Source organism: Kitasatospora cystarginea (assembly GCF_039533515.1).
Lineage (GTDB): Bacteria > Actinomycetota > Actinomycetes > Streptomycetales > Streptomycetaceae > Kitasatospora > Kitasatospora cystarginea.
Window position 1 is genome coordinate 30,136 of the sequence record NZ_BAAATR010000050.1, and the last position, 22,513, is coordinate 52,648.

General features: G+C 68.5%; 18 protein-coding genes and 1 pseudogene. 14 read left to right on the top strand and 5 right to left on the bottom strand.

The genetic code is table 11. From position 1 onward, the window contains the following. Positions 1–24 precede the first annotated feature (24 nt). The 6 genes from ABD369_RS35060 (at position 25) to ABD369_RS35085 (ending at position 10,330) form a co-directional block, all read left to right on the top strand. Positions 25–1,104: a PDDEXK family nuclease gene (locus ABD369_RS35060; RefSeq protein WP_344640679.1), complete on the top strand. Its 1,080-nt coding sequence runs from the start codon at positions 25–27 to the stop codon at positions 1,102–1,104. Between the two features lie 188 nt (positions 1,105–1,292). Further along, on the top strand, positions 1,293–2,441 hold the full coding sequence (locus ABD369_RS35065; protein WP_344640680.1) for a pPIWI_RE_Y domain-containing protein: 1,149 nt from the start codon (positions 1,293–1,295) through the stop codon (positions 2,439–2,441). Further along, on the top strand, positions 2,434–5,778 hold the full coding sequence (locus ABD369_RS35070) for a pPIWI_RE_Z domain-containing protein (RefSeq protein WP_344640681.1): 3,345 nt from the start codon (positions 2,434–2,436) through the stop codon (positions 5,776–5,778). Before ABD369_RS35065 ends, ABD369_RS35070 begins: the two co-directional genes overlap by 8 nt. A 422-nt stretch (positions 5,779–6,200) precedes the next feature. Then, positions 6,201–8,549 (top strand): RNaseH domain-containing protein, encoded by a 2,349-nt coding sequence (locus ABD369_RS35075; RefSeq protein WP_344640696.1) that lies wholly within the window; start codon positions 6,201–6,203, stop codon positions 8,547–8,549. Positions 8,550–8,882: 333 nt separating this feature from the next. Further along, a complete protein-coding gene (locus ABD369_RS35080; protein ID WP_344640682.1) occupies positions 8,883–9,626 on the top strand; it encodes an aminoglycoside phosphotransferase family protein in 744 nt (247 codons plus the stop codon). Between the two features lie 68 nt (positions 9,627–9,694). Continuing rightward, entirely contained in the window at positions 9,695–10,330 is a 636-nt protein-coding gene (locus tag ABD369_RS35085) for a hypothetical protein (RefSeq protein WP_344640683.1), read from the top strand. A 132-nt stretch (positions 10,331–10,462) separates the two neighbouring features. On the opposite strand, the gene ABD369_RS35090 is transcribed toward ABD369_RS35085, so the two are convergent. Further along, positions 10,463–11,509: a hypothetical protein gene (locus ABD369_RS35090; protein WP_344640684.1), complete on the bottom strand. Its 1,047-nt coding sequence runs from the start codon at positions 11,507–11,509 to the stop codon at positions 10,463–10,465. A gap of 216 nt (positions 11,510–11,725) precedes the next feature. Between ABD369_RS35090 and ABD369_RS35095 the strand changes: the two genes are divergently transcribed. The 5 genes from ABD369_RS35095 (at position 11,726) to ABD369_RS35115 (ending at position 14,910) form a co-directional block, all read left to right on the top strand. After that, positions 11,726–12,925, top strand: a complete 1,200-nt coding sequence (locus ABD369_RS35095) for a helix-turn-helix domain-containing protein (protein ID WP_344640685.1) — start codon at positions 11,726–11,728, stop codon at positions 12,923–12,925. 156 nt (positions 12,926–13,081) lie between these two features. Then, a complete protein-coding gene (locus ABD369_RS35100) occupies positions 13,082–13,240 on the top strand; it encodes a hypothetical protein (protein ID WP_344640686.1) in 159 nt (52 codons plus the stop codon). Further along, positions 13,237–13,659 (top strand): ATP-binding protein, encoded by a 423-nt coding sequence (locus ABD369_RS35105; protein WP_344640687.1) that lies wholly within the window; start codon positions 13,237–13,239, stop codon positions 13,657–13,659. Before ABD369_RS35100 ends, ABD369_RS35105 begins: the two co-directional genes overlap by 4 nt. After that, positions 13,656–13,823, top strand: a complete 168-nt coding sequence (locus ABD369_RS35110; protein ID WP_344640688.1) for a hypothetical protein — start codon at positions 13,656–13,658, stop codon at positions 13,821–13,823. Before ABD369_RS35105 ends, ABD369_RS35110 begins: the two co-directional genes overlap by 4 nt. 118 nt (positions 13,824–13,941) lie before the next feature. Then, positions 13,942–14,910, top strand: coding sequence for a hypothetical protein (locus ABD369_RS35115; RefSeq protein WP_344640689.1), 969 nt, complete (start codon positions 13,942–13,944; stop codon positions 14,908–14,910). Here ABD369_RS35115 and hemC (ABD369_RS35120) read toward each other — a convergent pair. Then, the gene (hemC, locus tag ABD369_RS35120) at positions 14,907–15,833 is read right to left on the bottom strand and encodes a hydroxymethylbilane synthase (protein ID WP_344640690.1); all 927 of its coding nucleotides are present in this window, start codon (positions 15,831–15,833) and stop codon (positions 14,907–14,909) included. The two genes, ABD369_RS35115 and hemC (ABD369_RS35120), sit on opposite strands and share 4 nt — an antisense overlap. 103 nt (positions 15,834–15,936) lie before the next feature. On the opposite strand from hemC (ABD369_RS35120), the gene hemC (ABD369_RS35125) reads away from it, so the two are divergent. Next, positions 15,937–16,872 carry a hydroxymethylbilane synthase gene (hemC, locus tag ABD369_RS35125; RefSeq protein WP_425557843.1) on the top strand — a complete coding sequence of 312 codons (936 nt, stop codon included), beginning with the start codon at positions 15,937–15,939 and terminating at the stop codon, positions 16,870–16,872. A 220-nt stretch (positions 16,873–17,092) separates the two neighbouring features. On the opposite strand, the gene ABD369_RS35130 is transcribed toward hemC (ABD369_RS35125), so the two are convergent. Further along, positions 17,093–18,481, bottom strand: a complete 1,389-nt coding sequence (locus tag ABD369_RS35130) for a phosphotransferase family protein (RefSeq protein WP_344640692.1) — start codon at positions 18,479–18,481, stop codon at positions 17,093–17,095. A 1,028-nt stretch (positions 18,482–19,509) separates the two neighbouring features. On the opposite strand from ABD369_RS35130, the gene ABD369_RS35135 reads away from it, so the two are divergent. After that, the gene (locus ABD369_RS35135) at positions 19,510–20,289 is read left to right on the top strand and encodes a hypothetical protein (protein WP_344640693.1); all 780 of its coding nucleotides are present in this window, start codon (positions 19,510–19,512) and stop codon (positions 20,287–20,289) included. 18 nt (positions 20,290–20,307) lie between these two features. On the opposite strand, the gene ABD369_RS35140 is transcribed toward ABD369_RS35135, so the two are convergent. Further along, positions 20,308–21,336 (bottom strand): tyrosine-type recombinase/integrase, encoded by a 1,029-nt coding sequence (locus ABD369_RS35140; RefSeq protein WP_344640694.1) that lies wholly within the window; start codon positions 21,334–21,336, stop codon positions 20,308–20,310. A 593-nt stretch (positions 21,337–21,929) separates the two neighbouring features. Between ABD369_RS35140 and ABD369_RS35145 the strand changes: the two genes are divergently transcribed. Further along, complete coding sequence (locus tag ABD369_RS35145) at positions 21,930–22,247, top strand: hypothetical protein (protein ID WP_344640695.1); 318 nt, start codon at positions 21,930–21,932, stop codon at positions 22,245–22,247. Between the two features lie 23 nt (positions 22,248–22,270). On the opposite strand, the pseudogene ABD369_RS35150 reads toward ABD369_RS35145, so the two are convergent. Next, a pseudogene (locus ABD369_RS35150) lies at positions 22,271–22,414 on the bottom strand (ATP-binding protein); the annotation flags it as partial. Positions 22,415–22,513: the final 99 nt, after the last annotated feature.

Below are 22,513 nucleotides of genomic sequence, written 5' to 3' on the forward strand. Positions count from 1 at the left end.
GCGCCTTCCACCTGACGGAGAAGCGTGATCGCCAAGTCCACACTCCAGGGCTACCTGCTGGAAGAAGCCCTCTCCTGGCTCCTTCGCAACAGCGGCTACAGCCTCCTCACCGAGGTCAGGCATGACCCGGAAGAACTCACCATCGGCTATGGCGGGGCACTGTGTGTGCGAGGCCGAAGCGCACGCCACCAAGTCGACGTCCTCGGCGAGTTCGCCTTCACGCCGGCGTTCTCGCTCCCCGTCCGCATGTTCCTCGAAGCCAAATTCAAGAACCGCCCGTGCGACCTGGCCGTCGTCCGCAACGCCCACGGTGTCCTCCACGACGTCAACCAGAACTTCGCCGTCGGCGGCATGAGCAACCCGGGGGAGGGGGCAGGTGCCGGCCGTCCACGGCGGCGCTACCAGTATGTCTACGCCCTCTTCTCCACCTCGGGCTTCACCTCTGACGCCCAGCGATACGCCATAGCCCACCAGATCTCGCTGGTCGACCTCTCCGGCCCCTCGTTCGCCCGGCTCCTCACGGTCATCGAGCGAACCGCCGACGAGTTGCTGGCGCTCGCTACCAAGCACGTCCTCGACAAACTGCCGCTCACAGATGTCCGAGCCCGGCTCCGCTACGAACTCGGCACAGCATCTGTCCCACCGGACAAGGACTTCGCCTTGCCCGTGCGAGATGCCCTCATCGACGTGATCATGCGCTTCACGACCGCCCTCACCGCCCACACCTCCACCGAACTCCTCCTCGGATTCCCTGCAGCCCCGTTCATCCTGCCGCTCGCCACCTCGGATGCCGGCGCGTTCCTCCAGCACGCCGAGAGTCACCCTGCTCACCACGTGCGGATACAGCGCCGCGGACACCACACCGACGCTGAGTGGACCGTCACGCCGCTCGACAACACCGGAGCCTACGAGCTGGCCTTCAAGCTACCCCCGCATGTCGAGCAGTGGATCAGCGAGATCGAGGAAAGCGAGCGCGCCCGCGCCGTCAAGATCAAGCGGGACTTCTTCTCCGCCATCACCATCTACCGCGACCGGCCGGCCGGCGGCGCCACCACCTACCAACTCCTCTATGACCGTGCCGCGATGGCCAACGGCCCGGCATGACCAGACTGATCGAGCACCTTCTTGCATAGGCACCGGCGCATCCAGCGCTGAGTCATACCACTGTTCGCCTCAGCAGTCGTCAATCTAGCCTGAAGTCACCCGTGTGAGCGACGCCGAGTCGAGTCCGACGGGCTCTCGCTGCCAGAATCCATCCGTATGCCAAGCGAGTCGGCGGCAACGGAGGGCCGGTGGCACAGGACCGACCGGAGAGCGCGGGTCCGGAAACGGCAGATCAGGGTGACCTCGTCCGCCTGACCGCGAGTGGGCTCGTCCTCTTGGCGCAGCGGGATGCAGCCGTCCTCCGCGAAGGTGCATCACCGTATCCTCCAGTCCTGCAGCGGGTTCTCAACAGGCTGACGCTCGAAAGCTGGAACGCTGGCCGCCTCCCACCCCAGGACATGACTGATCTTGTCCGCTGGTGCCGGAAGCCGTTGAAGGAGTGGCCCTTTCCGCTGCCCGGTGGACTCGTCGCGGAGGACGAACCGCTGGTCACCGAGGCCGGCCCTACACAGCTGTGCCTTTCGTTGGCGTTGTCGGCTGGCAACCCCGAACTCGAGTTGGTGCAGAACCGGCTCATGGGCGAGGCCGTTCGGCGATGCCGAGAGCAGAGCCTCCAGGCGGCCTACGAGGCTCTTCGGCGACTGTGCGTCCGCGAGCCGATCCTGGACGCCAGACGCTGGGCCAAGGTTCAGCGGACGGCTGTGCTGGAGCCGGTCATGGACCTCGTCGCCCAGTTCTACCTGCCGGTTCCGTCGGCGCTTCAGGTGCACGGGGTCTTCGCGGCCTGCAAGTCGTGCTGCGGGCTCATGGCACCGAGGTCCCGGGGCGGTTGGATCTGCGCGCTGGACCAGTGCCGGCTCGGCGGGACTTGGCGCCGGGTAGGCACACGCTACGCGGCCGACAAACCCCTGTGGATGCTCCGAACAGCTCTGAGGCTGTACACCCACGGCCCCGGGCTCGCCGAGACCCAACTCGAAGACGCGCTGCGGATGCCCGGGGTGGTGGACGTGCTCATGTGGCCAGGCGTCGACCTGGTCGATCTCCTGGTGGTCTTCGCTGACGGCACCTGCTGGGCCATCGACGTCAAGGACCATGCCAACCCGGATCTCCTGGCAGAAGGTCTGCACCGCTTTCCACGAGGGGAACCGCTGCCGCCGTACCGGCGGGCAATTGTCGCGGTGCCGCAGTATCGCATCGACCGCGCCCAGGGCTACCTGGAGCGAGTGCGCAGCCTCCGGCCGAGGGCCGAGTACGGATTCGAGGTCCTTTCGGTCGAGGACGTCGTCCGGCAGGCCGCCCGTCTCGCAAGCAGGGTGTCCAGGAGCTCACATGCGTAAGTGGACCGCTTGGGCAAAGACGCTCAAGATCGCACCCGAGCGCCATGCTTCGCACTGGGACGCATTGGTCTTCGCACAGGTCGAGCTGGGCCTGACGCTCTGGCTCGAGCTCGGGGTGGCGGAACCACCCGACGGTTTGTGGTGCCTGCTCAGCCGCGACAAGTACGCCCGACTGCTGAAGGATCCCCTCACTCCGGAAGGACGCAGGCTTCTTGCAGTCGCCCGCCACTACCTCTGGCCGATGCGCCGCCGCCGAGCGTGGCGCGACGCGCTCAAGAGGTACTGGGCCGAGCCTCTGCTGAACCGGGCCTTCGAGCGGGAACCCGAGACGGGCCTGGTTCGCCGCAGGACACCCGGCATCGAGCCGACTCGTCACGAACTGTTCGCCCAAACGCTGCTGAAGGCACCCGCCTTCACCGCCGCCCGCTATCGGCCGGCCCCAGCAGGCGACTACCGGGTCCGCAGCGGCGGCCGGGAGATCCCCCTCCACATCCCTGACACCCTCCCGACGGCCAAGTCCGGTCTTCCCCACTCGCTGGATGGCCGGCCGGACGCCGAGCCGGTCGAGCCGCTCTGGCGCGACCTCAGGAAGACGGCCCGCAAGATGCAGTCCCTTCGCGCCAAAGCCGGTCACGCGGACGAGAAGTGGAGCAAGCGCTTCGACGACCTGAAGATCGACGTTTTCGACGCGGTCAGCGGCACGTTCTCCCCAGACCCCAAGCGGCTCACCATCAGCGGCTTGCTGCACATCGTCGGCATGGTCGGAGCCGGAAAGAGCACCCTGCGCGACATCCTGGCCGTGCACCTCGCGTGGCACAACGGCACCACCCTCATCGTCGTCGGTGACGTGACCGAACAGACCGAACTCGTCCGCTTCTTCAACTCCCTCGGCGCTCCGGCAGCCGCGGTCCGCGGCGATGGGAACCGCGAAACCCACCTTTTGCGCCTGCACCGCCGACAGTCGGCCGCGCAGCCTTCCATGCTCGACCACGCCCACCCGGGCTTCGCCGACCTCAGTACCGCGTGCGGCCTGGAAGCCCTGAGGCAGGACGACGACCCCACCCCTCTGCCATACCACGACGCCCCCTGCCGAGGCCGCCTGGAACCCGTGGCCGACAACAGCGCAGAGGACTCCTCGCCCCCCAAGCCGTTCGACTGCCCGCGATGGTGGAGCTGCCAACGCCACCATGCCGCCCGAGAGCTCGCCCACGCAAAGATCTGGGTCGCCACCCCGGCGAGCCTTCTGTACAGTTCCGTACCCGCCCCCATGAATGAGATCTCCTCGCGATATCTCGAGCAGGCCCTGCTGCGCAGCGACCTGGTCGTCGTCGACGAGGCGGATCGCGTACAGGCATACCTGGACGGGGAGTTCTTCCCCGCCGGAGTGCTGGCCGGCAAGGGCCTCTCCTCGTGGGTGGACCGAGTCAACCGCAGGGTCAGCAGCACCGTCGCCGAGGACGCACGCATGGCGTTGCGCATCCCGGACGTGACGATGTTCGTCCAGGCGGTCAGACAGATGCCGGCGATCGTCGACCTGATCTACCTGATGCTCCGCGAAGAGGACCACCTGGTCGGGAACGTCGACCTCAACTACTTCAACAACTGGCTGCTACTGAACGACCTGGTCACGACCTGGGAGGAGAACGGGAGCATTCCCGACGCCCCGGACCGGTTCCGGGCGCAGATCCACGCCTGGCTCGACGCGCCGCTCGGTGTCGCAGCCGAGGACATCGACGACGACCCGGTCGAGGTGAGCGAGAACGCGGGGATGGGCCGTGATCTCACGGCGCTGGTGCACGCCCTGGTCAACCTGAGCGCCGAGGAGGCGAGCGGCCAGATCGTGGACTGGCACCACCGCTACCTCCTCGACAGCCGCAAATGGGAGGAGGAACGCCTCGGAGAGTCCGTCGTGCGGCTGGCCTTCGGACTCCTCGTCACCGTCCTCCAGCACCATCTCGCCCGAGCCACGACCCTGTGGCCCCGCGTCCAGCGGCTGCTCGGGCTCGACCCCTCCGAGAACGTCTTCGGACAGCGTCCGCCTGAGGACTACCAGCCCTTTGTCCCCGACGCTCCTATGGGCAACATCATTGGATTCCAATACCTCCAGGACCGGGGGACAAAGCCGCACCAGGCAAGCGCCGAGCTGCGGTTCTTCCGGGCGGTCGGCACCGGCCGCGTCCTCCTGCGTGAACTCGCCAGCCTCCAGGGGGCCGACGCCAAACCGAGCCCAAATGTCCTGCTGCTGTCGGGCACCAGTTGGGCCGGCACATCCCACCGCTACCACGTACCGGTGCCCGTCGGAGGGATCCTGCGTGCCCCCGACGATCTCATCCGCAACAGCGAGTTCTTCCTGAGCCCCCAAACTGACCCGCTGACCGGAAAACCCATCCCGATGTCGGGACTGCCGCCAGGCCCCGAGCGCGAACGCGCACTCACGGCCATGATGCGGGCACTCGCCACACGAGGGCTTTCCGGGCTCAGCCCTCTCGAACACGAACGCGACCACGGGATCAAGGACGACCTGCGGCGACGCATCATCCTGCTGGTAGGCAGCTACACCGACAGCTTTCTCGGGGCTTCGGCCTTGGTACATGCCCAGCCGGAGCTCCATGGCAAGGTTTGCTACCTGGTGCCCGACGACGCCCCAGGCGACACCGGCCAAGTCGGCCCCGAGGGAACAATCCCCCTGCGCCGCGGGGACGTCAGCCTTTTCGCAGCCACCGGCGCCTGGCTCTTGGTGGCGCCCCTGCAGGCCATCGAACGCGGGCACAACATTCTCAACGAGCGCGGCACCGCCGCCTTCGGCTCCATGTTCGTCATCCCCCGCCCGCACCCGCGACCCGACGACATCCACCTCGCCGTGCAGGCGATCAACGCCTACGCGGACCTACTCTTCGACGACCCCGTCTTCCAGAAGGTCCTCGCCAGTGCTGACCGTACGCTCGACGAGAGCGCCGTCCTGGCGCGCCGCTGGATGCGCTCCGAATGGCACCGCCTCCTGCATCGCTACCTCGCCTACAGCCGCCTCGGCGACTCTGACCGGACTGCCCTGTCGTGGGACCTGATCGTGTGCCTGAATCAGGTGATCGGCCGGCTGGTGCGCGGCAACGTACCCGCACGCGTGCACTTCTGCGACCAGGCGTTCGCCCCAGGCACCGTGACCGGCGCCGGTGTTGATACGGCGAGGAACAGCCTTCTCATCGGGATGCGCGACGCGCTCGCGCCCTACTTCACCAAGCAGGAAGACGACCAGGATGCGGCCGAGCGTATTGCCGACGCCCTGTACGGGCCGTTCTACAAGGCACTGAGCACCATGCTGACCCACTACGGCCTGTAAACAAGGAGAGGACCTCATGGCCACCCGGCCCCAGCTCCAGACCAGCGAGTTCTCCTTCACGCCCGACCTCGAGCGCTTCCCTACCCGCTGGTGGACCGCCGGCATCCCCGCTCCCTGGGCCCAAGCCCTTCTGCCCTGCTTCGAAGTACCCGGCAACCCCTACAAGTCACGCATCCCCCTGGGGGCCATCAACAGTGCCCTCCACACGCTTGCCCCGGGCCTGCTGAGCTTCGCCAAGGACGCCGACCGCAACACCACGTCCTGGCTGCTGACGCCCCGAACCGCGGAGACATGGCAGGACGAGCCCCGGCTCGCAAGCCCCGAGCTCGTCCAGGACATCACAGGGGTCTTCGCTCAGAACAACCGAGATCAAGAAGGCTGCACCGGACCTGCGTGCCCGGGTCTACGAGGCCATCGACACGATCACCCCGACCTGGACACCGCTCGACCTGGCCCCGGCGCTGGAGAGCATTGCCACCGCCGCCAACGGCACCGCAGCCCCCGCGGGACTGCTCTTCCGCACCGCCCCGGACACCCTCGCGGCGCTGCTGTGCGGCGTCGACTTCACCATGCAGGACCCCCTCGCCCAAACCGCCCGCACTCTCCGCTTCCTGCCTTCACCGACGTGGCAAGGAGCAGAGGTCGTCTCCTGGCCGCCGATGCCCCACCCCGTCAAGAAGAAGATGTGGTGGTATTCGCTCACGGTGCGCATCACCCTTCAGACCGTCCTCGGGATTCCCCACCCGGTGGTGTACGTGCACACAGGAGTTCGGCGGTGGATCACCGAACCGGTGCGCGTCCCGAGCAACCAGGCGATCGGCGTCACCATCCGGCCAGGGGACACCTGGGTCGAAGGCGCGGGTGAAACCCCGGGGTTCGCCTCATCCGGGATCGTCTACCGCAACGGCCTGCGCTGGCGGGGCATCCTCCCCGATGTCCTGACCGCCCTGGCCCACCGCGCCGCCCTTCCCTCGCCCGAGGAACTCATCGATCAGCCGAAGAAATGGCTCGACGGGATCGGCGGAACCCGCGCTGGCCTGATCCACCACACCACGCTGAGCGCCCCGCACGAGATTGGCGCCGGCCTCATGCCGGTCGACCGCCAGCCCCTCAACCACTGGATCGCCCATCGCTTCGGCGCCTACGGCCTCAAACTCCAGACAACGACCGACGGGACGCTGAGCCCGCGGCCCGGCACACTGCCCAAGCCCCGCAAGAAGCAGCAACACCATGAACGCCGCGCCCGCCTCGCCACGCGCACCGGCGGGGAAGCCGCCGTCCATATCCTCCACACCACCGGATCTGACACACCGTCCATCCGGGCAGAGGACGACAAGATCGCCGGCCCGGGTACCGCGATCGGCGTCATCCTCGACGACCTGGGCTTCGACGAAGCCCACGCGCAGCACTTGCCAGGCGGCGCACTACGCTTCACCGGCGACGGCCTCACCCTCACCATCACCCAGGCACCCCTGGGCAAGCTCGCCGCCGCACTCCCACTTCCCGCAGGCTACTCGAAGCTCAAAGCAGCGGACCGCGCCCGTGTCCTCGCCGAGGCCACCGACGCGCGCATCCGAGAAGTGATCGCGACCATGGCCCCGCCTCCCCGCAAGGCTGTCGCCCTTGTCGAACTCCCCAACGCGGACCACTACCCCATCGGCGACCCCAAGGACGCCCTGCGCATCGGCCTTGCCCGTTCCGGCTACCGAGCCCAGTTCTTCACCCCAGTCAAACCCTTCACCCCCGAAGAAGACCCGGCACAACGTAAGAAGGCCGAGAAGGAGACATGGGGCCGCATCGGCAGCACCTGGCTCGACGCCCGCCGCCACCTGGGCGACGTCGTCATCCACCGCCCCCGCCTCAAGGGCCTCCCGGACGACATCCAGTACGTCGGACTCTGGGCCGTCACCGCCAGGAACGGTGGTCGAGGCGGGCGCCGCTACCTCTGCCCGATCGCCGTCCTGCTCGACCCCGTCAAGCAGACGGCCCAGGCATGCGCCCGCGACGTCCCTTGGTGCGACCTCTCAGACTTCGCACTCCACCTCCCCGACATCGCCCAGCCCATGCCCTCAGCCTTCAACGACCGCATCGATCCCGTCGCCACCTTCCTCCAGACACTTCTCCAAGATCTCAACACCACAGGTCGGCCAACGCTACTGCTCACCGACGCGCACAACCTGCGCACGATGGCCCCCGGCCTGCAGAACGCCAAGATCGCCCTCGACAGCGTCACCATCGGCAAGGCTGCACCACGCTCCATCGCGCTCTATCCCGGCCTACGCCACGTCCACGTCCGTAGCTGCGGAAGCACCTTCGAAACACCCCAGGCCTACGCCGTCAAGCCCCCCACGGCTGTGTCAGAAACCGAGGATACGACCGAAGCACAGCCCCTGCCCGAGTATGGATTCAGTAGCAATGTCTGGCCCGTTCACGGCTCCACCCGCGTGTTCCACTCCACCGGTGGCAAGCCCGGCAGCCGCAGCGATCTGTCCCGCGACGCCTCAACGCTCATCCACCGGATGGTGCACGACCAACTCGTCATCGAAGCGCACAAGGCGTCCTGGAACCCGCGTCCCCTCGAATTGTCGGTCGTGGCCTGCCAGCCCGCCGACCTGGAACCCCAGATGTGGGCACATCTCGCCCACTACCTGCGCGCCACCGATTACTACGACGCTCTCCTCGCACTGCCGTTCCCACTCCACCTGGCCAAGAAGCTCGGTGAGTACCTTCTGCCGCTGGGAGCTGATTCCGAAGAGGACACTGACTCTTGAGCCGCGACCGTCCCGCCGCCATAAGCGCACGCCAGAAGCTGGAGGTGGGGCGACGGCTGTCTCGCAGGATTCGCCGAGGAGCAGGGCGCCCTGGCCGACCAGTTGAGGGCGGAGACCGGAGCCACCGTGCACGCCTTCGTCCTCGACTGGCGCCTGGACCCTGTCGGGATCGCGGTCGCCAGCGGCACGCACGGCCCATCGGCCTGAACTGCTGTCGCGCACTCGCGTTCACCGGTCGTGAGTCCCCATCTCGCGTGGGCGACCTGCCGGGGCAGCGGCCGGCGTGTCCGCTGGCCGCATTATGGACAGTGGCGATTGAAAGGAACCAGTTGCATGTCCGAGATTGTCGACGAGGTCGTCCCTCTGCGGGGAGGCCGCATCACCTCCGGGGTCGTCCGCATCGGTGACACGGTCCGGAGGCCAGCCTCGGCTGCCTCGCCGTTCGTCGCCTCCCTGCTTGATCTACTGGAGAGCCGAGGATTCACAGGGGCCCCGCGATATCTCGGTCAGGATCAGACAGGCCGGGACACCTTCAGCTATGTGCCAGGCTGGGTTCCACCCAAGTTCCGGCCATGGACCGACGCGCAGGTTGCCGCAGCCGGCGCCTTGGCCCGCGCCATGCACGAGGCCACCCGGGGCAGTGATCTTGTTGGTCAGCATCAGGTCGTGTGCCACCACGACCTGGGGCCGAACAACGCCGTCTTTCAGGACGAGATGCCGGTCGCCTTCATCGATTTCGACATGGCTGCGCCGGGCAGTCCGCTGGAGGACGTCGGGTATATGACCTGGCTGTGGTGTCTGTCCTCGAAGCCAGAGACTCCTCCTGTGGATGTTCAGGCCACTCAGGTGCGCGTGCTGGCCGACGCCTATGGCCTGGCTGGTCCTGAGCGTGCCGTGCTCGTCGACGCGATGCTGGAACGGCAGGCCCGTAATGTCCGTTTCTGGGCAGAGGTGCAGGCCGGCTTCAAGGTCGTCGAAGCCACAGCCCAGCAGATCTCGGATCGCATCACCTGGTCCCGGCGCGAGCACGAACACACTGCTGAGCACCGCAAGGTGTTTGAAGACGCCCTGAAGTGACTTCCACGTTCGTCGACAGCTGAGGCAAGCCGTGGGTCGCTCCGACAACCGGCTGCCAGACTGAGCGGGTGATGCACCCTGGCTACTACATAGGCACCGCGCCCGACGGCAGCCCCACCATGACGTACCTTCAGGGCCCCGATACCTGGTGCTGCGATACGCACGTACTCGACCTGGAACCGGCAGTCGATCTCGTCGGCGCCGCGGTACACGAGGCCGGGCACGCCGTTGCCGCTCTCCTCCTCGGTATCCACGTCGTCGATGTCGAGCTCACCTCCCAGTCGGTGGACCTGAACTGCGCCCCGGTCGTCGCGGTGAACGGCTGCACCTCGGTCACGTACGAGGTGCCCGAGTCCGCCTATCTAACGATGCTGGCGGCCGGAGAACGGGCTCACCAGCGGTGGCTTATCACCCAGGGGCTGTGGTCGCCAGAGCGGGCGTGGGCTGTCGAACGAGGAGCACGCGACGACCAGAGCAAGGCTGTCGGGGTACTCAAGGGGCGGTTTCCGGAGCCTGCCTTCATCGGCCCGGCACTGCTCTTCTGGCAGTTCAGGCCCGCTGCGGACGCCCTGCTGCAGGTGAACTGGGACAGGGTAGCCAGCCTTGGAAGGGGCCTCGCCCGCCGGATGCACCTGAGCGGCAACGAGGCGGCCGAACTGGCTGGCTTGGCCAACCCTCCGGGACCGCAGGCAGGTCCGGAGTAGCCTCGCCGCAGCTGCGTCGACGCCGGCCGGCGCCGTCTCATCGCAGGCCCTGCCATCCTGGGCTTGCTGGAAGAGTCTGGCCTCGAAGTCTGAACACAAGCACTTGACTGGGAATCACAGAGGGTATGCGACTCAACCGAGCGTTGACAATCGGTTGGAGTAAAGCTCGATCGCCCGCGCGGTCAGGAAGAACTGCTTCTCCACCTCAAAAGGGGTATCAGGCCGGACAACGGGCCCATGCCAGCCAATGTGCCCCCATTCTTCAGGCCAATTCCAGTTACGCCCCTGATCCCTCATTCTCGCCGCAGCTTCAGTCCCCCACGGGAGATCCAGAACCCGACGAATCTCCTCACGCCTAAACTTCAGGATCTCAACAAATTCCGCTAGCGTTGGAAGTGGCATCTCGGCCCGCTGGTCGCGCTCTTTGAATCTCCTAACCGCTTCGGTCAGCACCTCGTATCTGTAATCAAATTCGGGCGCCTCGGAGGCGATTGCCGACCAGAAATGGTACTTGTTCGGTTCGCCTGGCGGAGGCCGCCAGGTGGCATGACCCATGAAGTCATGCACAAGATGGTCGACCAAGTACCTATGACGCACATTGGCGAACAGCATGTCTCCGACGCAAAGAGCATGCATAGCTTCATTGTCGTCCATGCTGGGTGCGCGCAGCAGTTGATCAGTGATCCAGAAGTAGTCCGTCAGGGATGCGGCGACAGACTCGCTGAGGACGTCCTTGTCGGACAACGCGGACACCAAGACCTCGGGGCGAAGGGTCCGATGCCGGTCGAATCCCAGCCTGACCTGACTGAGCTCAATGAGCTGTTCCTCAATCGCCAATCGTGTGGCCGTTAGATCCTCCGACGACAATCGGCGACGCGTATTCTCAGGAGATTCTTTGACTTCCTTCTGAAGTGTGTCAAGTCGCAGTTTCAACCCACCAAACTCAGCCTCTTGCACGTGAGGCAGCAACTCGCGAATTTGGCGACGGAAGAGAAAGATAACGGCAAGGATCGTGACGGGCCATACCAAGGTGCGAGCTGCGTCAACACCCAAGCGAGCCCAGTCCATACCGGCATTCTCCCAGCCGGGCTTGTCCTGGCCGCAGCTTAGCGCTCGGCGTGTCTCGAAGTGGCCTTGCACGCCGGGCACGCGGCCTTGCCGGCACTGCTCTGCCGCCACCCGCTTCCGCAGCCGAGGGCGCCACCCCGCCTCGGCCTGGAACGCGAATCCTCGGCGAGCAGAACTCGGCGTGGGCCCGTGCTCCCAGATTCACCCGCGCACATCAAGTCCCCCTGGGCACTCAGCGCCGGCTGCTGAAACGATCTGTGGGCGGGCGGCTTTGGGGGTACGGTCCCGTGCACACGGGTTCAAGGCGTGCACGGGATGGGGACCAGCATGGCACCTCCGGACGGAATCAGCATCGGCCAGCGGATCGCGGCCTACGAAGACGTGAGGGGTTTGAGCCACCGGCAGCTCGCCGACCGCGCTCACGTCTCGTACAGCCTGCTCACGAAGGTGGTGTCGGGGCACAAGCCGGCGACGCCCGAGTTCGTGGCAGCGGTCGCCAGGGCCTTGGGAGTTGAGCCGGGCGACCTTCAGCCGCCCTCGTACAGTGACGGCATGGCCGATGACCCGCTGGTCCCGCTGATGGGGCCGATCCGCACGACGCTCGACCTGTACGACCTGCCGCCGCAGGAGGCCGTGCGCCCGCGGGCCCTGCCCGCGCTGCGGGCGGCGGTGCGGCAGGTGAACGCGCTCGCCCAGGCGGCGAAGTACAAGCCGATGGTGGCGATGCTGCCGGGGCTGCTGGTCGAGCTGCACACGGCCGCGCACGAGTTCACCGGCGAACAGCAGCGGCAGGCGTGGGGCCTGCTGGCGGAGGCCTACCGGTGCGGGCACTCGGTCGGGATCGCGATCGGCTTGAGCGACCTGTCCGCGACCGCACTGGCCCGGATGGACTGGGCCGCCCAGCGGGCCGGCGACCGGGCGCCCGCGCTGCGGGCCGCCCGCGAGTACCTGCGGGTCACCGCCTACCTGCGCGTCGGCGACCTGGCGGCATGCCGGCGCCTCCAGGAGTCCGGCCGCGGCCACCTGGACGGGACCGACGCCAAGACGCCGAGCGCGCTGGTCACGGCCGGGCAGCTCCACCTCGGCTCCGCCGTGGTCGCCGCCCGGGCCCGGCAGACGGACGTGATGAAGCACCACCTGGACGAGGCCCAGAAGGTCGCTGCCCAGACCGGCGAACGGCTGGACCTGTCGCTGCACTTCGGGCCCACGAACGTGCACGTCCACCGGGTGATGACGCTAGTGGAGGCCGGCGAGCACGACCAGGCGGTGGCCGCCGCGAAGGGCATGCGGTTCCCAGCCGGGTGGGCGCCGACCAGGATCGGGCATCACTACATCGACCTGGCCCGCGCCTACCGGTGGATGGCCAAGCCCGAAGCCGCGCTCGACCAGCTCGATGCGGCGTACGCGGTCGCGCCCGAGCAGGTCTCCCGGCACCCGCTCGCCCGCGAAACGGTAACCGCCCTATCACGCTCCGCTAGCCGCCGGAGTCTACGGCTGTCAACCTGGATCACACGAACGGGTATCTGACGATCTTTCACTTCTGGTGAAATTCACGGCCTTACATCAGCGGCATTGTGGTGTTCAGGCCCCCAAGAGGCGAAGCCCCGGGGCATGAGCCCGGTCCGGACCGTACGCGGTCCGGACCGGCGTCTCCACCACACCACTGATCTCCCTGGAGCCGTGATGGCCGCTACCCGCCGCCCGCCGCACCCCGCCCCGACGCCGTCCGGGCCGCGCAGATCCGCCGGGGACCGCCTGCGGCGGAGCGCCCTGGCCACCGCGGCGGCCGGATGGGCCGACTTCCCCCCGGCCGCCGACCCCCGGATGCGCCCGGCCTCGTGAGCACGGCGACCGCCCCGGCGCCCGTCACCGAGAAGCCGTCCGTCGCCCACCTGCCCTACCGGCCCGAATCGGCCTCGGCGGCCCGCCGTCTGATCCGCGACAAGCTGGCCGAGTGGGGCCTGGACGAGCTGATCGACGACGCCCAGCTGATCGCTTCCGAGCTCGTGGGCAACGCCGCCAAGACCGGCTGTCTCCTCAGGATGACCTTCGAGGTCACTCGGATCACCGCCACGGCGGTGCGGATCTCGGTGACCGACGGCAGCCGGGTTCTGCCGGTCCTGATAGACGCCAGCCTGAGTGCCGAGGGCGGGCGGGGCCTTGCCCTCGTGCACCAGCTCACCAAGGGGCGGTGGGGCAGCACCCTGGAGCCGCTGGGGAAGACGGTGCATGCGGACCTGCAGATGCGGGGTGCGTCATGACCGGCCAGCACCGCGACCCCGTCCACGACGCCCTCAAGACCCTGGTCGTGCTCGGGCACCTCGCGGTGATCGGCTTGCTCGGCATCGCCGTGCACCATCAGGAGATCTCCCAGAGCACCATGGCGGCCACCGCCCCGGACAGCGACCCGCCCGACACCACCTGAGCCCCCGCCCGCCCCGCGCCCCCCGCGGGGGGGCCCGGGGCGCCGCCCGCCGACGACACCGGCCGGCGCCCCCCATCCGCGCACCTCGGCACCACACACCACGGACCGAGAGGACGAGATGACCACCACCCCGAACACCGCCGCACATGCCGTCTCCGACCGGCTGCACGGCCGCCCGGCCGTCCGCAGCTTCCTGGAGGGCCCAGAGCTGACGGCGGCCGACCTGAGCATGGTCCTGCTGGTCCGCGAGGACGGCGAGGACACCGACCGGCCGATGCCGACCGTCACCGTCGCCGAGATCCCGCAGGCCGTGCGTGACCTGGCCGCCGCTGGCATCCGCTCGGTGAAGGTGTTCGCCAACAGCTTGCACCGCGACCCGCAGGCTGGCGGCGCTGTCGCGCCGGACAGCCTGATGGTGCGGGCCATCCACGCCGTCAAGGACACCGAGCCCGGCATGGCGGTGATGACGGAGAACTGCCTGTGCGGCCACACGGACACCGGCGAGTGCCACCTGACCGTGAACGGGCGGATCGACCTCGGCGCGACGGCCGCGCTGACCGCCGCCCAGGCCGTCATCCAGGCCGGGGCCGGCGCCGACATTGTCGGCCCAGCCGCGATGACCAGGGGCACGACCTGGACCGTGCGCCAGGCCCTGGACGAGGCCGGTCACCGCGACGTGGCGACCATGCCGCACCTGATCTTCGACTCCGCCCTCTACGAGGGCTACCGCACCACCATGCGGGCCACCCCCGCCTCCGGCGCCCGCCGCCCGTTCCAGATCAGCCCCCGCAGCCCGGAGAGCGCCGTCGACACCGGCCTCGCGTTCCTCGGCGAGGGGGCGGACATGCTGCTGCTGGAGCCCGGGATGCTGTCGGTGGACATCCTCACGGCCCTCAAGCGCCGCACCCCGGCGCCGCTGATGCCGTTCTCCGTCTCCGGCGAGTACACGCGCCTGGCGCCGCTCGGCCCGGCCACCGGGAAGCGGGACTTCCGCCCGCTGGCGGAGCTGTTCACCATGCTCAAGCGGGCCGGGGCCGAGCGGATCATCACCTATGCCGCGCTGGACCTGGCCCGCCTGCGCGCCTAAGCGGCGGGCCGGACCTCCGCCAGGATGCCCTCCGCGCCCTGGTCCAGCAGGAGGCCGGCCACCTGCACGCCCAGCTTCTCCGGCTCGCACAGCGGGCCGGAGAGCCGGGCCTCCACCTGCCGCCTGCCGTCCACGGAGGTGACCTGCCCGTGCAGGGTCAGCACGTCGCCGTCCGCCTTGCCGAACGCGCCGACCGGCACCGAGCACCCGCCGTGGAGCTCGGCCAGCATCGCCCGCTCGGCCCGCACCTCCGCGTCGGTCACCGGGTCGCCGGACCCGGCCAGGATCTCGCGGGCCAGCTCGTTGTCCTCCCGGATCTGGATGCCCAGGGCGCCCTGGCCGGGCGACGGGGGGAACAGCTCGATCGGCAGGATCTCGCTGATCTCCTCGCCGCGGCCGAGTCGCTTGATCCCGGCGGCTGCCAGGACCACGGCGTCCAGCCGCTGTGTCCTGAGCTTGCCGAGCCTGGTCGGGACGTTCCCCCGGATCTCCACCGGCACCAGGTCCGGGCGAACGTGCAGCAGCTGGGCGATCCGGCGCGACGCCGAGGTGCCGATCCTGCCGCCGTGCGGGAGGCCGGCCAGCGTCGATCCGCACAGCGCGTCGTGCACGTCCGCGCGGGTAGGCGGGGGCAAGAGGATCAGGCCGGGCGGGTTCGCGGTCGGCAGGTCCTTGAGCGAGTGCACGATCACATCGACCTCACCGGACACCAGCGCGTCCACCTGGTTCACGGAGAAGGCCGAGCCGCCGCCGCGCTCCGACACCTCCTTGAGAGCCGACCTGCGGTCCTGGTCGCCGGCTTCCGTGATCACCCGCTGGCGAAAGGTCACGTCGGGGAAACGCTCCCGCAGCGGCGCCAGGAACTCCCTGACCTGGGCCTTCGCCAGATGACTGGCCCGCGACCCCACCACCAGTGTGCTCATAAGCCAACTCCCAGTACCTGACCAGATGTTGACCGCATGCTACTCGCATCGAACACGCCCGGTTTCCGACGGTATGTCGGAACCCTGGAAGGAGCTCCTCGTGCTGGACACCACCCGGACCATCCGCATCGGCGCCCGCACCTCCCCGATGTCGCTGGCCCAGGTCGCCCGGGTCACCGAGGACCTGCGCGACCGCTACCCGGACGCCGAGATCGAGCTCGTGCCGTTCACGGCGGCCGGCGACCTCGAACCCGGCCGGCAGGCAGAGCTGCACGACAAGGGCGCCTTCACCGGCGAGATCGAGGAAGCCCTGCTCGCCGGCGTCTGTGACATGGCCGTGCACTGCATGAAGGACGTGGCCGGCTACCCGCTGAACGCCCCGGGCACGGTCTTCGCCGCCCACCCCGCCCGCGCCGACATCCGCGACGCCCTGATCCACCCGGGCGGCCTGACCCTCGACCAGCTGCCGCCCGGCACCCGGGTGGGCTCGGCTGCCGTCCGCCGGATCGCCCAGCTCACCGCCAGCCACCCCCACCTGGAGCTGGTGACCGTGCGGGGCACCGCGAACCTGCGGCTGGCCGCCCTCAAGGCCGGAAAGGTCGACGCCCTGGTCCTGGCGGCCTCCGGCCTGGAACGGATCGGCGAACAACGCCACATCAGCGAGGTGCTGTCGGTCGAGCAGATGTGCCCGCCGCTCGGGGCCGCCGTCCTCGGGCTCCAGTGCCGTGCCGACGACGCCGAGATGATCGCGCTGCTGGCCCCGCTCGGCGACCACCTCACCACCCGGGAGATCACCGCAGAGCGGACCGTGCTGAACCTCTTGCGCGGCCACTGCAACAGCCCGATCGCCGGACATGCCCGGGCCTTCAAGGACGGTCGCCTCGCCCTGCGGGCCATGGTCTTCACCCCCGACGGCGCGACCGTACTGACCGCCAGCCGCACCAGCGACAAGCTCACCCCCCAGGCCCTCGGCAAAGCCGTCGCCGAAGCACTGATCCGCGACGGCGCACACGCCCTGATCGACGCCATCGCCCACTGAGACTGGTGCGGGGCCCCTGCCGCAGCGAGGGCCCCGCACCGCTTCACTCGAAAGACTCGGGCCCCCGTCGCTCACCGTCCTTGCCGGGGCCTGGGGACCTGATCCTCGTCGACAACGCCGCCGTAGCCCACGGACGCTACCCCTATCAGGGAGCCCGCGAGGTGCTCGTCGCCATGGCGGGGACGGCCCAGTGACAATCGCCGCGCATGGCCAGCGCGCTTCACAGGTGCCGGGATACCAGGTGCCGGACGGCCGCCGCGGCCTTCACGAACAGCGGGTGGTCCGGCGAGCGGGTGAGCAGGTCCGAGAGCGCGAACAGATCGAGCATCTCGCTGATCTCCCGCCAGCGGTCCGGCAGCTCCCCGCCGGCCTTCTCGTACGCCCCAGGCAGGTGATCCCCGAAGCCGGGGCACAGCTCTTGCGGGAATCGCAGGATGTTGCCCACGTCGAAGAGACCGGACCCCGAGAAGGCGTACTCCCAGTCCAGGACCGCAGAGACGCGCCAGGTCCCGTGGTCACCGGGGCGCATGAGCAGGTTCTTGGCATTGAAGTCCGAATGGACCAGTTGAGCAGTACCGGCAGTAGCAGCCACGAGCGAGGCCGACCGAGCGGCGATCTGCACCAGTGCACGGCGCTCATCGGCCGACAGCACGGCGTCGGCGTGGCCACGGGCCAGGCATGCCTCGACGAAGGCCGGAAGATCATCGTGGTGCTCTGGCGGCGGCGCATCGGGCCGCAGGGCTCCGTCCGAGAAGAAGCCTGGCTGGCCGAACCGCACCGTGTGAATCGCCGCCAGGGCTTGTCCCACGGCCTCCGCCAGCTGCGGCCCGTCCTGCTCAGCCGCGCCGGCGAAGACCGCGGTCAGCGGCACCCCGGAGGCAAAGCGTGTCAGCATGAACGGCTCGCCCAGCAGGTCCCCGCTGTCATCGGCGTAGACGACTTCCGGAACCGGAGCCCGGTCCTGGAGCAGGTCCAGAAGGGCCGCCTCGACCGCGCTGGTGTTCCGTCCGGGATAGCGCCGCAGCACAAAGGACCTGCCGCGATCCGTGCGCAGCAGCACGTTGTCGGTGCTCAAACCGCCGGACAGCCGCCGTTCGTCGACAACGAGCTCGCCCCCGAGGACCCGCTTGCTCAGGACCTCGAGGGTCCCTGGCCCCAGGGAGGTGCCTGCGTGATCAGCCATGAGTACGAGCCTGCCCCACAAACCTCCACATCCCCAAAACAACATGCAGCTCCACCAGCCACACGCGGATAGCCAGTCAGCGCCGGTCGGCCGGATCCCTCGGATGCCCCGCCCGCTGACGTAACCGCCGCGCCCGGGGAGGCCCGGCGGAGCGCCGGAGGATCCCCGTGACGGCTCCGCGCCACGGGGACACACGGCTCTACGGAGCCGCCTCCAGGCATCACCCGAACGAGTGAATTTCGCGGGCGGCCACTCAGCGGGCGCCCTCTCCGTATCGGCCGGGTGCGGCACCATCGCGGCATGCGGAGGCTGCGCCGGAGCGGATCGGCCGTCGCGGTGATCGGCGCTCTCACTGTGATTGCGGACGGTGACACAGGAACCGTTGCGGCCAGACCTGTGTCTTGCTCGACTGACGAACCCGCCCATAGATGTGACGTTGGACACGTGCAGGTGGCTGGGTCTAACCTGGCCGAAAGAAGGCCGGAACAGCCGGGCTTACGGTCGGTGATGTGGAGCCCCGGGAGGCCCTGGGGACCATTTGGGGACCACGCCTGATGAGCGGCGATGAGCGCCTATGGGCAGATCTGGACATTCCTGCGCGAAGTAGTCACTGGGGCGTACTCGGGAGCGAGTTCGAAGCCTTGTGGGCCTGAGAGGTGAACTTGCGTGTGAGGTAGGATGATTGCAGGCATCCGGGCTGACTATCAGTCCGATGCTGCGAGCTGGGGGTCAAGGGGTCGCAGGTTCAAATCCTGTCGTCCCGACTTGCGTAACCGCAGGTCGGAGGCCGTTCTCATCTGAAGATGGGGACGGCCTTTTGTGTGTGTCGCGGGGTAGTGGTCGCAGGGTGGTCGCATCTCGTCCGGCCGCGGAGCGCAGCCGGGCGCGAGCTGATTCAGTCAACTCGCCGCTTTATGGCTGGAGTTGGCGCACATGGCCCGATCGGTGGTCGGATCGTCAATCGCTTCGGATGTCCTGCGTCGGGTGACCTTTCGTCGCAGGGTTGACGCGGTCGAGCGTGAGCGTTGTTCAATTTATGAGCTTCCTTCCGTTCTGTCCGCATTTTCTGGGCCGGACGTCGGTGTCGAGGTGGTTCCGGATGGCGGAGGCCTGCGACCACCATGCGACCACCACGTCGGCGGGAGCCGCCCTGGCCAGTCGTCCTTCCTTGCTGGGGCGCAAAGGGGCCCGGCACGCCGCGGGTTGCGGGGCACGGCGTGTTGAGGGCCGGCGCGCGCCGGGTGCGGCTGGGCCAGATCCTCGGCGATGACGTGCCGCTGGGTCCCTTGGGTTCCGTCCTTCTGGACTGCTACAGCGTCCCCGGGGGGCCGGCTGTGCTGCACGGTGACCGGGCCTGCCGTCGGCTGGGTCCAGGTGCGCGGCCGGGCCGTGTCGGGCTTCCGGCCGGGCCGTTGTGCAGGTCTTGCGTGTGGACGTTGCCGGCGGACCATCCCGTGAGCGAGTTTGCTGTCGCGGTGGCAGGACTGAGAACTCCAGCCGTGGTACTGGGTGACGGTGCGCAGACGGATCCGGCGCCGACCCCAGGGCCGGCGGGTGCCGAGCCCGCCCAGGCGGTGCGGGTGTGGCGGCGCGCGCAGACACGCGCGCTTCAGGGCTTCGCGGCCACCGCAGCCTTCCCCTGGCTGGAGCCCTGGGCAGGGCCCAGGCTGTCCGCGCTGACCTGTGCCGTCGAGCAGGCGCGCGGCGCGGCTGCCCGATCCATGGACCCCCTCGAACTTCTGACGGCCGCCTGCGTTGCGGCCCTGCCCGCGCCGATCGGGCTCCGGGATGTGCTGCCGGGTTGCGCGGGGACCTGGGGGGTCGACGGGGAGTGGCTGCTGGCGGAGGCCTGGGAGCGCTGGCAGAACGCCTGCGCCGAAGGTGAGGCGCCGGTGGCGGACTGCGTACGAGCGGCGTCCGCTACGGTCTACGAGGCGTTCGGCCGTCGCCGCAAAGCACGTGATGAGGCGCTGGACAGTGTCCAGCGCCTCATCACGTCCTCAGCCGACCAGGCGCGGCAGCACGCGGACGCGCAGCTGGCCGAGCCCTTCCACCTGGTGAGGATGGCAATCCCGCTGCTTGAAGTGGAGCCGCTCACCGGCCGCGAGGTGGACCCGCTCACCCTCTGGGGAGCAGGGGCGATCGCGGCCTTTCAGACCGGCGTCGACTGGTCGGTAGGCCGGGTCGAACTCGCGGCTCCCCCGAAGGTGGCCGACCTGCTCCTGCGCGGCTGACACCGCCCTTCCCGGTGGTCAAGCAGCGTCGCGAGCCCCGAAGCCCGGCCAGTCGTCAAGGTCCGTCGCGGCCAGCTCGTAGGCCTGGGTGAGCGCGTTGACCGCGTCGTCGGCCGCGTGCTTGAGCAGATGCCCGTAGATGTTGATCGTCGTCGCGATGGTCGAATGACGCAGGGCCTTCGACACGACCGCGATGGGCACCCCGGAGGTGATCATGATGGTGGCCACCGTGTGCCGCAGATCGTGAATCGTGATCTGTGGTAGCCCGACCTCGGCCTGGCGGCGGCGCAACTGGTTCAGAAGGTACTGCGGGCGCAGCGGGGCTCCGTCGGCGCTCGCGAAGACCAGTCCGCGCAATGGGGCTCCCGGAGGCAGCAGGGCCTGCTGATAGTCGGCCTGGCGTTGCAGCGCGGCCAGGACCCGCGGGTTGACGCTGACCCAGTTCCGGCTTGCCTTGGTCTTCGGCGCACACAGGTGTAGTTCGTTGTTGTCGATGGTGGCCAGGGTCCAGCGGACGAAGATCTTGCGCTCCATGAAGTGGACGTCTTCCCAATGCAGCCCCAACACCTCCCCGCGCCGCATTCCGGTGCCCAGCATCACCTCGAAGACGTCCGCAGCCTGGTCGCGGTAGTGCAGCGCGTTATGGCGCAGGAACGCCGCCACCTGGATCGAGGTCCAGCACAGACGCTCGGCCGCCGCCGGCCGCGCGCCGATGGCGCCCTCGGCCGCGTTGTAGCTGATCAGGCGCTCCTTGTGGACGGCATGGCTTAGGGCGCTGCGCAGCGTCGCCCCCAGCCGGTAGACTGTTGGTGCGCCGCGGCCCTGCTGACGCAGATCGGCCTGCCAGGCCGCCACATGCCGGGAGCTCAGGTCCTTCAATCGCATCCGGCCGAACACCGGGATGAGCTCCCGGCGGACGCACTTGTCGTAGGCGGCCGCGGTGGACGGCTTGAGCGTCCGCTTCTTCAATGCCACCCACTCCAGCAGGAACGCACCGACCGTGAGCTTGCGGTCCTCGAACACGCCCGTGACCTCCGCGTTGAGCACGGACTGCAGCGCGTACGCGGCATCCTCCCGCGTCCGGTAACCGCTGCGCCGCCGGGTACTGCGCCCCTCCCCGTTCGTCGGCATATCCACCGCGTACGCCCAGCTCCCGTGTAGGGGATCCGCCATCAGTCGCGGGCAGCGGGCCCCGATCGGACGGCGATCCACACCCCGGCAACCGCAGCGACGATAGACCCGCCCACGCTCGAACTCAGCCCCACTACCCGCCATCGAACTCTCCCTCCACACGAGCAACTTCCTCCACGTGCCTGCCCACCCAGCAGCCACGAAGTCGCACCGAGCAAAGGGGCGCGAAGCACACCCACAGCGCACGACACTGCGTCCACCCCAACCCGACCCGTGGCCATGTTTCATCCAGCGGTGGCTGCGTAGGTGACTACGGAGAGCACTTATCGGCGGGTTTCGAGAGCGGACGATGTCCTGGCGCCGGGAAAATATTGTCGAGATCTAGCAGCACCGGCGCGTCGGCAGGCAGGCTTCCTGTCGGCGGCCGAGGAAGCAGGTTGAGCGGTGATCCGGCGGCTCTGCGGGAGCTGTCTCCCGCGAAGCCTGGTCTGTGAGGCATGATCTCGAACATGAGCGAACCGGAACTGGACCTGCTCTCACGGCTGTGGGAAGAGCACATGCACGCGCCATTCCCGCCACACATTCGCGGTCGAGAGATCGATGGCGAAGACATGGTGTTGCTGGACGCGGACATCGCCGGCTGCGTCTCCTCGTCGCTGTCAGGACCTCTCGATGAGAAGCGCCGCAGGATCCTTCTCGCCTGCCTCGCGGCCGTTGAAAGGGTCCTGCCGTCGATCGATGATGAGGGCGGCGCGATCGAGTACTACGAGCGCCTGCGGGACATGGCCGCGTTGGCAGTCGAGGTCGGGAACGCCAACTCCCGGTAGCGGCCGGCGCTTCGGGCGGTGGATCAGCCGACGGCTTGCTGGTCGGCGCGGGCACGGGTGCTGGCGAGTCGGTAGGAGTCGGTGCCGGTTTCGATGATGGTGCCGTTGAAGGTGAGGCGGTCGACGATGGCCGCGCAGAGGCGGGGGTCGGTGAAGGTCTTGGTCCAGCGTGCGCCGCGTGGCGCTTCGTTGTATCCCCGACGCAGTCGGGATGAACTTGGAGGGGGGTTCTTGGGTCGCCGAGCTCACCTGAGCGCGAAAGCGCG